The sequence below is a fragment of the Streptomyces sp. NPDC002446 genome (assembly GCF_053595675.1).
The window spans coordinates 19,702-33,286 of sequence record NZ_JBSFYC010000001.1 but is presented as its reverse complement, the minus strand read 5'-3'; the positions used below and the strand labels follow the sequence as shown (position 1 = coordinate 33,286).

Here is a 13,585-nt window from a genome sequence, read left to right as displayed (position 1 = left end):
CCCCGGCCGGCGGCCGGTACCCCGGGGTGAACCCGGTGGTCTCCCCTGGGAGTAGGGTGCGCCGGTCCCGTACCGCAGGCGCGGTACGGGACCGGCCGGGCCCGGGGCCCTACTTCCCGGCCGCCGTCACACGGAACCGCGCCAGCCGGTCATCGCCGCTCCAGCGCTCCAGCCCGGCCTTCTCCAGGACACGGCAGGAGGCCGGGTTGGACAGCTCGACGTTCGCGTACACCGTGTGCACGCCGGGCGCGCTGAGCGCGAACGCCACGAGGGCGCGGGCCGCCTCGGGCGCATAGCCGCGGCCGCGCCGGGACGGCACGATGCCGTAGCCGAACTCGACCGCACCGTCGCCCGGCGGCCAGAACAGCCCGATGGCGCCGACCACCAGGCCGCTCGCCCGCTCGATGATCTGTCGCTGGCCGTACGCGCCCCGGGCGTCCGGATTCCCGGCGGTGAAACCGGCGATGACCCGGTCGCCCTCGGCGGGGAAGTCCGCCGCCCAGTGCGGCCGGCGCACCCCCTCGGCGACGGCGGCGAGCTCGGCGTCGGACCAGGGCCGCAGCAGCAGACGGTCGGTGGGCAGGTCGTCGCCGCGCGGCGCACGGTCCGGGGAAGGGGAAGGCGTAGGGGCAGAGGTAGGGGAAGAAGACATTCGTCGCTCCTGGTCGTCTGTCACGACCGGGCCGCGCTTCGGTGTACGGGCGGGACGCTCGGCGTCCGGCTCAGACCGCGGCCCGGACAAGGGCATGCTGATGAGGCGTTCGGCGGGCCATATTCATCAACCTCCCTTGCTCGGGCACCGGCAGCAGTCGCGCACCGGGTGCGTCGCGGGAGCGTACCAACACGGCAAGAGCCCGGCACACCGGTTATGACGGGTGCCGGGCTCTCGTTCGGTGCCGGGCGCTCACTCGCGGGGGCCGGCCCGCGCCTCAGTACTGCGGCGGCCCGAACCCGCCCTGCGGGGGCGGCGGGTTGCCCGGCGGCTGCCAGGCCGGCGGGGCCTGCGGAGCGGGCGGCGCGACGGGCGGGCCGGGCGGCGGGAACTGCGGGCCGGGCGGCGCGACGGGCGGGGCGCCCGGCGGGACGAAGCCCGGGACGGCGAACTGCGGGGCCTGGGCCGGCGGGTGCCAGCCGGGGGCCACCGGCTCGCCGCGGGCCATCAGCGCGAGCAGCGCCGCCGAGCCCAGCAGGTCCAGCAGCAGCTGGAGGTAGTTGAGGATGCTCATGACCGGCATGGTGTCGCTCAGCTCGAAGAGCGTGCCGTTGGCGGCCATCCCGACCACCGCCAGCAGCGCGCTGGGCAGCGACAGGACCGACAGCCCGATGGCCAGACCGCGGGCCGCACTGCCCCGCATCAGGCTGTTGAGCGCGGCCAGCGCGGTCAGCACCACAAACACGATGCCGGACCAGCCGGGCGCCAGCGCCAGCAGAGAGCTCAGGACGCCCCGGCCGAGGTAGAGCATCTCGAAGGAGCCGGAACCGCCCTCCACCAGCATGTACAGCTGCCAGGCCACATTGCACAGGACCATCGCGCCGAGCAGCAGCCCGGCCACCGTCCCGGCCGTCCGGGCCGGGCGCATCGGCGGGTCGCTGGGCGTGCTGCGCGGCCAGGGACGCATCCCGGCGAGCAGCACGATCCCGGCGACGACGGTCACCGGGAACATCAGCACGCTGCTGATGAAGACACCGTCGAAGGTCGAGGTGGCGGTCTCGGCGTGCAGGAACCACTTGTCGTCGCTGGTGTGGTTGCCGACGCTGACCGCGGCCTGCAGCACGGTGGCGAAGGTGAAGGTGGTGGCGACGGCCAGCAGCCCGCCGGCCACCCGGTGCCCGGCGAAGGCCGTGAACACCGCGGCCAGCTGGACGGCGATGAGTCCCAGGTGGAACGGGCCGGTGACCAGGTTGGTGCCGCCGCCGCGCCCGGAGGTCCAGGCCTCCCACAGCCCGTCGATGCCGAACTCACCGAGGTCGACGGCCATCCAGTAGGCCGTGAAAAGGAAGAACAGCAGGCAGAATGCCCCGCCTGTGATGCGGGCGCCCTTGGCGAGCGCCATGGATTGGTGCATTTCGTCCCCCGGTTGTGTCGGTGCGCGGCGAGCATGCACGGTAGCAACGTGCCGGACCCCCTGCCGAGGGGGCCCGGCAGAGGGGCCAGCAGGGGGTCCGGCTATGGATCCCGGTCAGGCGTACGGCCGCGCCGTACGTCCGCGGCGGTGTCAGTGGTTGCTGGGGAAGCCCAGGTTGATGCCGCCGTCGGACGGGTCGGGCCAGCGGGTCGTGACGACCTTGCCTCGGGTGTAGAAGTGCACACCGTCGTTGCCGTAGATGTGGTGGTCGCCGAAGAGCGAGTCCTTCCAGCCGCCGAAGGAGTGGTAGCCCACCGGCACCGGGATCGGCACGTTCACACCGACCATGCCGGCCTCGACCTCCAGCTGGAAGCGGCGGGCCGCGCCGCCGTCCCGGGTGAAGATCGCGGTGCCGTTGCCCCACGGCGAGTTGTTCATCAGCGCGATGGCCTCGTCGTACGTCGCGACGCGGACCACCGACAGCACCGGGCCGAAGATCTCGTCACGGTAGGCGTCCATCTCGGGCGTGACGTTGTCCAGGAGGGAGACGCCGATCCAGTGGCCGTCCTCGTAGCCCTCGACGGTGTAGCCGGTGCCGTCGATGACGACGTCCGCGCCCTGGGCCGCGGCACCCGTGACGTACGAGGCGACCTTGTCGCGGTGCACCTTGGTGATCAGCGGGCCCATCTCGGAGGCCGGGTCGTCACCGGGGCCGATCCGCAGCTTGTCGGCCCGCTCCTTGATCTTGCCGATCAGCGGGTCCGCGGTGTCACCGACCGCGACCACCACCGAGATCGCCATGCAGCGCTCACCGGCCGAGCCGTAGGCCGCGTTGATCGCGGAGTCCGCGGCCAGGTCCAGATCGGCGTCCGGCAGGACCAGCATGTGGTTCTTGGCACCGCCCAGCGCCTGGACCCGCTTGCCGTTGGCGGTGCCGGTGGTGTGGATGTAGCGGGCGATGGGCGTGGATCCGACGAAGGAGACCGCGGCGACGTCCGGGTGCTCCAGGATCGCGTCGACGGCCACCTTGTCGCCGTTGACGATGTTCAGCACACCGTCGGGCAGCCCCGCCTCCGCGGCCAGCTCGGCGAGCTTGAAGGCGGCGCTGGGCACCTTCTCGCTCGGCTTGAGCACAAAGGTGTTGCCGCACGCGATGGCGAGCGGGAACATCCACATCGGCACCATCGCCGGGAAGTTGAACGGGGTGATGCCGGCGACCACACCGAGCGACTGGCGGATCGCCGCCACATCGACACGGTTGGAGACCTGGGTGGACAGCTCGCCCTTGAGCTTCTCCGGGATACCGCAGGCCAGCTCGACGATCTCCAGACCGCGGGCGACCTCGCCGAGCGCGTCGGAGTGCACCTTGCCGTGCTCCGCGGTGATCAGCCGGGCCAGCTCCTCGCGGTGCGCGTCGATCAGCTCGCGGTACTTGAACAGCACCGACGTGCGCTTGGCCAGCGAACTGGTGCCCCAGGACGCGAAGGCTTCCTTGGCGGCGCGGACAGCCGCGTCGACCTCGTCGACCGACGCGAAGGCGACCTGCTTCTCCTGGGCACCGGTGGCCGGGTTGTAGACCGGGCCGAAGTTGCCGGAGACACCCTCGACGGGCTTGCCGCCGATCCAGTGGCTGATGGTCTTCATGCGAGGGGCCTTTCTGGGGTGACGACTTCGCTGTGACGATGAGAGCTGTGACGATGAGAAGCGTGGGTCAGAGGTGGCGGCGGCGCCCGGCGGCGTGCCGTTCGTACGCCTCACGGGCGGCGACCGCCGCCGGACGTGTCGCGGTCTCGGCAACGGGAACATCCCACCAGGCCTGCGCCTCCGGCGCGCCCGGCACAGTGTCAGCCGTTTCGGTCTCGACATAGACACATGTGGGCCGGTCCGAGCCCCGCGCCTCGGCGAGCGCGGCACGCAGCTCGGCGACGGTGCCCGCGCGCAGCACCCGCATGCCCAGCGAAGCGGCGTTGGCGGCCAGATCGACGGGCAGCGGCGCGCCCGTATACGTACCGTCCTTCTCCCGGAAACGGTACGCCGTGCCGAAGCGCTCGCCGCCGATCTGCTCGGACAGACCGCCGATGGACGCATAGCCGTGGTTCTGGACCAGGACGATGTTGATGTTGATGCCCTCCTGGACCGCGGTGACGATCTCGGTGGGGTTCATCAGATACGTACCGTCGCCGACCAGCGCCCACACCGGCCGGTCGCCGGCGGCGAGCCGGACCCCGATCGCGGCGGGGATCTCATAGCCCATGCAGGAGTAGCCGTACTCCAGGTGGTACTGCCGCCGGGACCGGGCGCGCCAGAGTTTGTGCAGGTCACCGGGGAGCGAACCGGCCGCATTGATGATCACGTCAGTGTCGTCGACCACACCGTCCAGCGCCCCGAGGACCTGCGTCTGGGAGGGGCGTACGGAATCGTCCTCGGCCCCGTACGCGGCGTCCACCCGGCGCTCCCAGTCCGCCTTCGCCGCCCCGTAGGCGGCCTCGTACCCCTCCGCCACACGATGACCCGACAGCGCCAGGGTGAGCGCCTCAAGGCCGACGCGGGCATCGGCCACCAGGGACAGCGCACCGAGCTTGTGGGAGTCGAAGGAGGCGATGTTGAGGTTGAGGAAGCGGACGTCCGGCGCGGCGAACAGCGTCGTGGACGCGGTGGTGAAGTCGGTGTAGCGGGTACCGACGCCGATGACCAGGTCCGCCTCGCGCGCCAGCGCGTCGGCGGTGGCGGTGCCGGTGTGCCCGATGCCGCCCACGTCCGCCGGATGGTCATGGCGCAGCGCGCCCTTGCCCGCCTGGGTGGAGGCGACGGGGATGCCGGTGGTGTCGGCGAAGGCCCGCAGCGCCTCCTCCGCCTCGGAGTGGTGCACCCCGCCGCCCGCGATCAGCAGCGGCCGCCGCGCCCCGCGCACCGCACGTACGGCCTCGGCCAGGGCACCGACGTCCGGCGCGGGCCGGGCGACCCGCCAGACGCGGTCGGCGAAGAACTCCACCGGCCAGTCGTACGCCTCGGCCTGCACGTCCTGCGGCAGCGCGAGGGTGACCGCGCCGGTCTCGACGGGATCGGCGAGCACCCGCATGGCCTGCAGCGCGGCCGGGATCAGCGCCTCGGGACGGGTGACCCGGTCGAAGTAGCGCGACACCGGCCGCAGCGCGTCGTTGACCGACACATCACCCGCGTACGGGACCTCCAGCTGCTGCAGGACGGGGTCCGCGGTCCGGGTCGCGAAGACGTCACCGGGCAGCAGCAGCACGGGCAGACGGTTGACGGTGGCGAGCGCCGCGCCGGTGACGAGGTTGGTGGCGCCGGGGCCGATCGAGGTCGTCACGGCCTGCGCGGAGAGCCGGTCGCACTGCCGGGCGTAGCCGACCGCGGCATGCACCATGGCCTGCTCGTTGCGCCCCTGCAGATACGGCAGCACCGGGGTTCCGGGGGCGGCCCCCCGGTCGGACGCGGCGCCGGACTCCAGCAGCGCCTGCCCGATCCCGGCGACGTTGCCGTGGCCGAAGATGCCCCAGCAGGCGCTGATCAGCCGGTGCCGGCGGCCGTCCCGCTCGGTGTACTGGTGGGCGAGGAACTCGACCAGGGCCTGCGCGACCGTCAGCCGGCGCGTCGTCGGGGCGTTCATCGGGCGTCTCCTGCGGGCGCTTCGTAGAGGGGGAGGCGGGCATCGACGGGCTGGTCGGGCCAGGTGCCGCGGATCCAGCCGTGGTCGGGGTGGTCGCAGATCAGCCACTCGCGCGTCTCGCCGGGCCCGGCCATGACGTTGAGGTAGTACATGGTGTGGCCCGGGGCGGCGATGGACGGGCCGTGCCAGCCGTCGGGGATCAGCACGGCGTCACCGCTGCGCACCTCGGCGAGCACGTCCGTACCACGGCCGTGCCCCGACGGGCTGACCCGCTGGTACCCCACCCCGTCCGTACCGTGCGCCGCCGCGATCTCGAAGTAGTAGATCTCCTCCAGTTCGCTCTCCTCGCCCGGCCGGCACTCGTCGTGCTTGTGCGGCGGGTAGGACGACCAGTTGCCGCCCGGCGTGAGCACCTCCACCGCGATGAGCCGGTCGCACTCGAAGGTGCCCGCCGCCCCGAAGTTGTTGACCTGGCGCGAGCAGTTGCCGCGGCCGCGCAGCTCCACGGGGACGTCCGAGGCGGCGCCGTAACGGGCCGGCAGCCGGCGCTCGCAGCGCGCCCCGGTCAGCGCGAAGCGGCCGCCCGCCCCGCTGGCGATCTGCACGTGCGCGTCCCTGGGCACATAGGCGAAGTCGGTGACGCCGCTGAACACCCTCTCCCGGCCGGTGAGTTCGAAGACCTCGCCGCCGTCGGTCAGCACCGTGCAGCCACCGGACAGCGGCAGCACGATCCATTCGCTGTCGCCGGTGGCGAAGGAGTGGTGGCCACCGGGCGGCAGGTCCAGGACGCGCAGCGACGAGTAGCCCCAGCCGGCCCGTTTCGGATCGATGTCCAGGGCGTACGGGCCGTCGTCCGCCGCACCGGCCTTCAGATGGAATTCAGTGCTCATACGGCTCATATGTCCAGTCCCCTGCGGCTCGTATGTCCAGTGTCGTGCGGCTCGTGTGTCTCGTGCGTTTTCCGGTTTCCTGCGGCTCGTGTGTCTTCCGGATTCCTGCGGCTCGTATGTCGCCAGTTCCCTGCGGCTCGTACGTCGCCGGTTTCCTGCGGCTCGATATATTCCAGTTTCCTGCGGCTCGTATGTTCCAGTTTCCTGCGGAAAGCGCGGCGTTCACAGTGCGCCCTCGGCTCACAGCAGGCCCACGGCGGTGTCCACGGCCGCCGCGACGTCCCCGTCGGCCGGGTAGAGCAGCGAGCGCCCGACGACCAGGCCCTGCACGGTCGGCAGCCGCAGCGCCTTGCGCCACTTCTCGTAGGCGGCCTCCTGGTCCTGGACGGTGGTGCCGATGTCGCCGCCGAGCAGCACGGTCGGCAGGGTGGTGGTCTCGCACACCCGCGCCATCGCGTCGGCGTCCTCGGTGACCGGCAGCTTGAGCCAGGTGTACGCGGAGGTGCCGCCGAGGCCGGAGGCGATGGCGACGGAGCGGGTCACGGCCTCGGGGCTCAGGTCGTTGCGGACCTTGCCGTCTCTTCGGGAGGAGAGGAACGGCTCGACGAATACGGGCAGTTGCAGCGCGGCCATCGCGTCGATCGCACGGGCGGTGGCCTCCAGCGTGGTCAGCGAGCCCGGGTCGTCGTAGTCGATCCGCAGCAGCAGCTTGCCCGCGTCGAAGCGCAGCCGGGCCAGGTCCTGCGGCCGGTGCCCGGTGAACCGGTCGTCCATCTCGAACGAGGCGCCCGCGATGCCGCCCCGGTTCATCGAACCCATCACCACCTTGCCGTCGAGCGCGCCGAGCAGCAGCAGGTCCTCCAGGATGTCCGCGGTGGCGAGCACCCCGTCCACACCGGGCCGCGACAGCGCCAGGACCAGGCGTTCGAGCAGGTCGAGGCGGTTGGCCATGGCCAGCTGCCGGTCACCGACGGCGAGCGCGCCGCGTGCCGGGTGATCGGCGGCGACGATCATCAGCCGGCCGCTGTCGCCGATGAGCGGACGGCGGGTGCGGCGGGCGGCGGCCTCCGCAACGGCTCCGGGGTTCCGGGCCCGCAGCGTCGCCAGGTCACTGATCCGAGGGGTCAAGGCTCAACTCACCTTCTTGAGTGCACAGGTGGGGCGGGGGGTGCGGCGCGCCGCCGGCCCGGGCCGTCCGGCGGCCGGCAACGCCGTGGGGCTACCGCCCCGCGAGGAACGCCTCGACCTCATCGGCCGTGGGCATCGCGGAGGAGCAGGCCAGACGGGAGGCGACGATGGCGCCCGCGGCGTTGGCGTACCGCATCATCGGCTCCAGCTCCCAGCCGGAGAGCAGCCCGTGACACAGCGACCCGCCGAACGAGTCCCCGGCGCCGAGCCCGTTGACGACCTCGACGGGGGTGGGCGGGACCTCGGCGGTGCGGCCGTCGCGGTGCACGGCGAGCACGCCCTTGGGCCCCTGCTTGATGACGGCGAGCTCGACACCCATCTCCAGCAGCGCCCGGGCGCACTTCTCCGGCTCGCGCAGCCCGGTGGCGACCTCGGCCTCGTCCACATTGCCGACCGCCACGGTGGCGTGCCGCAGGGCGGCTTCGTAATACGGGCGGGCGGCGGCCATCGCCGCGGGTCCGCTCGCCCCGCCGTCCCCGGAGGCGCCGCCCTCACCGCCCCAGAACATCGGCCGCCAGTCCAGGTCGAAGACGGTCGTGCCCGCCTTGGCGCGGGCCCGGAGCGCGGCGAGCGTGGCGCCGCGGCTGGGCTCCTCGCACAGCCCCGTACCGGTGACCCAGAAGATCCGGGCGGCCGCGATGGCGTCCAGGTCCAGTTCCTCGGGGTGAATGACCAGGTCGGGGGCTTTGGGGCGGCGGTAGAAGTAGAGCGGGAAGTCGTCCGGCGGGAAGATCTCGCAGAACGTGACCGGCGTCGGATAGGCGTCCACCGGCGTCACCCAGCGGTCGTCCACGCCGAAGTCACGCAGCGCCTGATGGACGTAGTCCCCGAACGGATCACGTCCGGTGCGGCTGATGACCGCACTGCGGCGGCCGAGCCGGGCCGCGGCCACCGCGACGTTCGTGGCCGAGCCCCCGAGGAACTTCCCGAACGTCTCCACCTGCGCCAGCGGCACACCCATCTGCAGCGGATAGATGTCAACTCCGATGCGACCCATGGTGATCAGGTCGTACGGCTCGGTCATATGCGCCCCTTCGGGTCGGCCGGCGCGGCGGGATGGGCGGGTTCGGCGGTTCGGCGGGTTCTGCGGTGCGGCCCTGAGCAAAGGTCTAACGGTGAGCATCAGACCCTGTCAACAATTTGTCCTTACATTCTGACGTCAAGAAGTCGACTCATACCCGCCCGGGGGCCGGATGCCGTACGGAACAGCACACGGCACACGGCACATGGACCACCACAGACCGGACCAATCGACCACCGGGACGCCCGGGTCCCGGAACCGCACCTCACACACCCCGGCGCACTATCGACCGCCGGAACGCCCGGCTCGCGGAACCGCACCCCACACGCCCCGGCACACTCCCGACACACCCCCGGGGCACTTCCGACACGCCCCCGGCGCACTCCCGCGGTCACAAAGCCCTTCAGCCCTTAAGTCCTTAAGTCCTTATGTCAGGACGAAGTCTTGACACTCCCCGGGACGCCAGAGAGGCTGTGCCCCACAACCCCGCCCAGCGCCTCCCGGTCACCGCCGACCGGCGAGAGGAGAGCCGCAGCATGTCCGTTCCCCATGCCGCCCCCCGCGTTCTGGACCGCATCCGCGTCGGTTCCGCACCCGACTCCTGGGGAGTGTGGTTCCCCGACGACGACCAGCAGGTCCCCTGGCAGCGCTTCCTGGACGAGGTCGCCGAGGCCGGCTACGAGTGGATCGAACTCGGCCCGTACGGCTACCTCCCCACCGACCCGGCCGTCCTGCACGAGGAGATCGCCCGCCGCAGCCTGAAGGTCTCGGCCGGCACGATCTTCACCTCGATGCACCACGGCCCGTCCGTCTGGGACAAGACCTGGACGCACGTCTCCGAGGTCGCCACCCTCACCCAGGCCATGGGCGCCAAGCACCTGGTCGTCATCCCCTCCTTCTGGCGGGACGACAAGACCGCCGAGGAGCTCGAACCGCGCGAGCTCACCGTCGAGCAGTGGAAGCACCTGACGACCGGCATGGAGCGGCTGGGCAAGCGCGTACGGGACGAGTTCGGGCTGGACATCGTCGTACACCCGCACGCTGACACCCACATCGACACCGAGGAGCACGTCGAGCGGTTCCTGCACGTGACCGACTCCGATCTGGTCAACCTCTGCCTGGACACCGGCCATTACGCCTACTGCGGCGGGGACAGCGTCAAGCTGATCCGCACCTACGGCGAGCGGATCGGCTACCTCCACCTCAAGCAGGTGGACCCGGACATCCTCAGCGACGTCGTCGCCAAGGGCACGCCGTTCGGCCCGGCGGTCAAGCAGGGCGTGATGTGCGAACCGCCGCTCGGGGTGCCCGCGCTGCCGCCCGTCCTGGCGGCCGCGCAGGAGCTGGACGTCGACCTCTTCGCCATCGTCGAGCAGGACATGTACCCCTGCCCGCCCGACCGCCCCTTCCCCATCGCCGAGCGCACGCGGCGCTTCCTGCGCTCCTGCGGGGCCTGAGCCGGCCCTTCGCCTCGCGACGCCTCCTCATATCCCCGGCAACGATTACGGAGAGTAATCAGTTCCCAGGGTATATCACACGCTGTAGCAGTCTGTCCTGTAGCACTCTGTCGACGTAAGGACCTGAGGACGACATGACTTCGTACGGAACGCTCGGTGTGGCGGTCATCGGCACCGGCCGGATGGGCGCCGACCACGTACGCCGGATCAACGAGGTGATCAGCGGCGCCCGGGTGGCGGCGGTGGTCGACATCGACGCGGCGCGGGTCAAGCACCTCGCCGGCGGTATCGAGGGCTGTACCCCCTACACCGATCCGGCCGCCGCCATGGACGACCCCGCGGTCGACGCCGTACTGATCGCCTCACCGGGCCCCGCGCACGAGGCGGCCCTGATGGAGGCCTTCGCGCGCGATCTGCCCGTCCTGTGCGAGAAGCCGCTGACGCCGGACGCCGCCTCCGCGCTGCGCGTCCTGGAAGCCGAGCGGGCGCTGGGCCACCGCCGTGTGCAGGTGGGCTTCATGCGTCGCTACGACGCCGACTACCGCACCCTCAAGTCCCTTCTGGACCAGGGGACTTACGGGCGCCCGCTGATGCTGCACAACAAGCACCGCAACGCCGACACCCCGCCCGGCTTCACCAACGCGATGATGATCAACGACTCGGTGGTGCATGAGATCGATGTGACCCGCTGGCTGCTGGAGGAGGAGATCACGGCGGTGCGGGTGCTGCGTCCGGCGCCCACCGGGAACGCGCCCGAGGGCCTGAGCGACCCGCAGCTGATCCTCTTCGAGACCGCGGGCGGCCAGGTCGTGGACACCGAACTCTTCGTCAACTGCGGCTTCGGCTACCAGGTCAGCTGCGAGGCGGTCTGCGAGGGCGGCACCGCCAGGATCGGTGACGACCACGGGGTGTTCACCAACACCGCGGGCCACTGGGGCGGCACCATCACCCCCGGCTTCGTGGAGCGCTTCGAGCAGGCCTACGACCGGCAGGTGCAGCACTGGGTGAACGCCACGCGGCGCGGCGAGGTCGAGGGGCCCAGCTGCTGGGACGGCTATGCGGCGGCGGCGGTGTGCGAGGCGGGTGTGCTCGCCCAGGCCAGCGGCGAGCGGGTACCGGTCGAGCTGATCGAGCGTCCGGCGCTGTACCGGTAGCGCCGCTCAGCGAGCGCGAGCCGCCGCGCCGCCGTTCGCTGTACCGGTGGCGCCGCTCACCGAGCCGCCGGGACGCCGTTCGCCGTCCCGGTAGCGAGGCTCGCCGAGCCGCCGAGCCGCCGCCGTTCGCCGTCCCGGCATGCGCTTCTGATCCGCCGTCTCCGCATGTGCCTCTGATCTCCTGATCCCCTGATCCCCCGAAAGGTTCCGTAACCATGCTGCTCGCGCCGGGCGCCGTCGCGCTCCGTCCCATACGCCCCGACCGCGGCCGGAGCTGACGATGGCCGCCTTGACCAGCCGGGCGGCGACCGCCGGTCCGCGCGACCCGGGGCCGTCCCGCCGCGCCAGGCGTTTCATCGTCGGCATCGCCGCCATCGCCGCCCTCGGTGGCGCCCTCTTCGGCTACGACACCGGAGTGATCTCCGGCGCGCTCCCTTTCATGGAGGTCCACTTCGGCCTCACGTCGCTGGGCGAGGGCGTCATCACCAGCGCGCTGCTGATCGGCGCGGCCTTCGGTTCGCTGATCGGCGGCCGGATGTCCGATGCGCTGGGCCGGCGCAACTCCCTGCTGTGGGCGGGCGCGGTGTTCGTCGGCGGCGCGCTGGCGGTGGCGCTGTCGCCCACCGTCCTCGTGATGACGGCGGCGCGTTTCGTGCTCGGCCTCGCCGTCGGCAGCGCCTCCGTCATCACCCCGCTCTACCTCTCGGAGATCGCGCCCCCGCACGTCCGCGGCCGGCTGGTCTCGTTCAATTCGCTGATGATCGTCAGCGGTCAGCTGCTCGCCTACCTGATCAACGCCGTCCTGGCGCAGTGGGAGGCCTGGCGCTGGATGCTGGGCCTGGCCGCGCTGCCGGCGGTGGCGCTCTTCGCCGGCCTGTTCTTCCTGCCCGACACCCCGCGCTGGTACATCAGCAAGGGCCGGCCGGACGACGCGGCACGGGTGCTGCGCCGTACGCTGCCTGCCGAGGACGTCCCCGCCGAGCTGGCCCGTATCGACCGGGCCCGCAGCCTGGCGGCGGGCGCCCGGCGCGGTGCCTGGCAGCAGCTGCGTACGCCCTGGGTGCGGCGCCTGCTGCTGGTGGGCATCGGGCTGGCGGCCGTTCAGCAGATCACCGGGGTCAATGCCGTGGTGTACTTCGCTCCCAAGATCCTGGCGTCGACGGGGCTGGGCACCGGGGCCTCGATCACCGCCACCATCGCCGTCGGTGCCGTCTCCGTGATCGCCACCGCGATCGGGATGTCGCTGATCGACCGGGTCGGGCGGCGGCCCCTGCTGATCACCGGTCTGGCCGGGATGACCGTCTCGCTCGCCCTGCTCGGGGCGTCCTTCCGCCTTCCGCACTCCACCGCGGTCAGCGCCCTCGTCCTCGGTCTGATGGTGCTCTACATGGCCTTCATGCAGGCCACGTTGAACACGGGTGTGTGGCTGCTGCTCGCCGAGATGTTCCCGCTCGGGGTCCGCGGGCTGGCGATGGGGGCCGCGGTGTTCGTGATGTGGGTGGTCAACTTCGCGGTCGCGCTGGTCTTCCCGGTGCTGCTCGATGCGGCCGGTGCCAGCGTCACGTTCTGGTTCTTCGGCGGGATGTGCGTACTGTCCCTGGTCTTCTGCCAGCGGTACGCGCCGGAGACGAAGGGGCTGGCGCTGGAGGATCTGGAGCATGAGCTGCGGAAGGCGGCGGGGGCAGCAGGGGCGGCGGGGGCGGCGGAGAAGTCGAGCTGACGGGTTGTCGGCGGGCAGGGCTGCTGACGTTCAGGAGTCCGTCCCGCGCGCGTCACAGCCGTCACCACCTCGCGGACATTCCGTCACAGTCGGTCAACAGCCCCTCCCTGACGGTCACTCGGTGTCGTTGTCCGCGCACAGGGTGAGTGATCGCCAGGCCGTACGCGGGCCCCACCGGCGCCTTTGGGCCGACCCTGCGTACGGCGCTCAGGAGGTGCAGGGATGACCGACCGCAGGCTCTGGTCGTACAAGGAGATCGCCGCGCACATCCGGGTGCAGCCGGACACCGTGCGCTCGTACCGCAAGCACGGGCTGTTGCCGGACCCGGATCTGGTGGAGGGCGGAAGACCGTACTGGTTCGCCGACACGGTCAGAGCATGGGTGGCTCAGCGGCCCGGCCAGGGCGGCCGGCGCTGAAGCCGCCCGGGCGGGCTTCCGGACCCCGGCGCGGGCAGGCCGCC

General features: G+C 71.6%; 11 protein-coding genes. 4 read left to right on the top strand and 7 right to left on the bottom strand.

Annotation, left to right across the window (positions count from 1 at the left end; translation table 11 throughout):
- Positions 1-109: 109 nt before the first annotated feature.
- From ACWD6P_RS00170 to iolC, 7 genes are all read right to left on the bottom strand, one after another.
- Entirely contained in the window at positions 110-652 is a 543-nt protein-coding gene (locus ACWD6P_RS00170; protein WP_451441693.1) for a GNAT family N-acetyltransferase, read from the bottom strand.
- A gap of 277 nt (positions 653-929) precedes the next feature.
- Positions 930-2,066, bottom strand: coding sequence for a hypothetical protein (locus tag ACWD6P_RS00165; protein ID WP_451441692.1), 1,137 nt, complete (start codon positions 2,064-2,066; stop codon positions 930-932).
- A 150-nt stretch (positions 2,067-2,216) separates the two neighbouring features.
- The gene (locus tag ACWD6P_RS00160; RefSeq protein WP_451441691.1) at positions 2,217-3,710 is read right to left on the bottom strand and encodes a CoA-acylating methylmalonate-semialdehyde dehydrogenase; all 1,494 of its coding nucleotides are present in this window, start codon (positions 3,708-3,710) and stop codon (positions 2,217-2,219) included.
- Between the two features lie 67 nt (positions 3,711-3,777).
- On the bottom strand, positions 3,778-5,694 hold the full coding sequence (iolD, locus tag ACWD6P_RS00155; RefSeq protein WP_451441690.1) for a 3D-(3,5/4)-trihydroxycyclohexane-1,2-dione acylhydrolase (decyclizing): 1,917 nt from the start codon (positions 5,692-5,694) through the stop codon (positions 3,778-3,780).
- The gene (gene iolB, locus ACWD6P_RS00150; RefSeq protein WP_451441689.1) at positions 5,691-6,584 is read right to left on the bottom strand and encodes a 5-deoxy-glucuronate isomerase; all 894 of its coding nucleotides are present in this window, start codon (positions 6,582-6,584) and stop codon (positions 5,691-5,693) included. The genes iolD and iolB overlap by 4 nt, the downstream gene beginning before the upstream one ends.
- Before the next feature lie 240 nt (positions 6,585-6,824).
- Positions 6,825-7,712, bottom strand: a complete 888-nt coding sequence (locus ACWD6P_RS00145) for a Cgl0159 family (beta/alpha)8-fold protein (RefSeq protein WP_451441688.1) — start codon at positions 7,710-7,712, stop codon at positions 6,825-6,827.
- 91 nt (positions 7,713-7,803) lie between these two features.
- Positions 7,804-8,796 (bottom strand): 5-dehydro-2-deoxygluconokinase, encoded by a 993-nt coding sequence (iolC, locus tag ACWD6P_RS00140; RefSeq protein WP_451441687.1) that lies wholly within the window; start codon positions 8,794-8,796, stop codon positions 7,804-7,806.
- A 533-nt stretch (positions 8,797-9,329) separates the two neighbouring features.
- Here iolC and ACWD6P_RS00135 point away from each other — a divergent pair.
- The 4 genes from ACWD6P_RS00135 (at position 9,330) to ACWD6P_RS00120 (ending at position 13,541) form a co-directional block, all read left to right on the top strand.
- Positions 9,330-10,250, top strand: a complete 921-nt coding sequence (locus ACWD6P_RS00135) for a sugar phosphate isomerase/epimerase family protein (RefSeq protein ID WP_451441686.1) — start codon at positions 9,330-9,332, stop codon at positions 10,248-10,250.
- Positions 10,251-10,384: 134 nt separating this feature from the next.
- On the top strand, positions 10,385-11,404 hold the full coding sequence (locus ACWD6P_RS00130; protein WP_451441685.1) for a Gfo/Idh/MocA family protein: 1,020 nt from the start codon (positions 10,385-10,387) through the stop codon (positions 11,402-11,404).
- Between the two features lie 280 nt (positions 11,405-11,684).
- Positions 11,685-13,124, top strand: a complete 1,440-nt coding sequence (locus tag ACWD6P_RS00125; RefSeq protein WP_451441684.1) for a sugar porter family MFS transporter — start codon at positions 11,685-11,687, stop codon at positions 13,122-13,124.
- 222 nt (positions 13,125-13,346) lie between these two features.
- Positions 13,347-13,541: a MerR family transcriptional regulator gene (locus ACWD6P_RS00120; RefSeq protein ID WP_451441683.1), complete on the top strand. Its 195-nt coding sequence runs from the start codon at positions 13,347-13,349 to the stop codon at positions 13,539-13,541.
- The last annotated feature ends 44 nt before the right edge of the window (positions 13,542-13,585 follow it).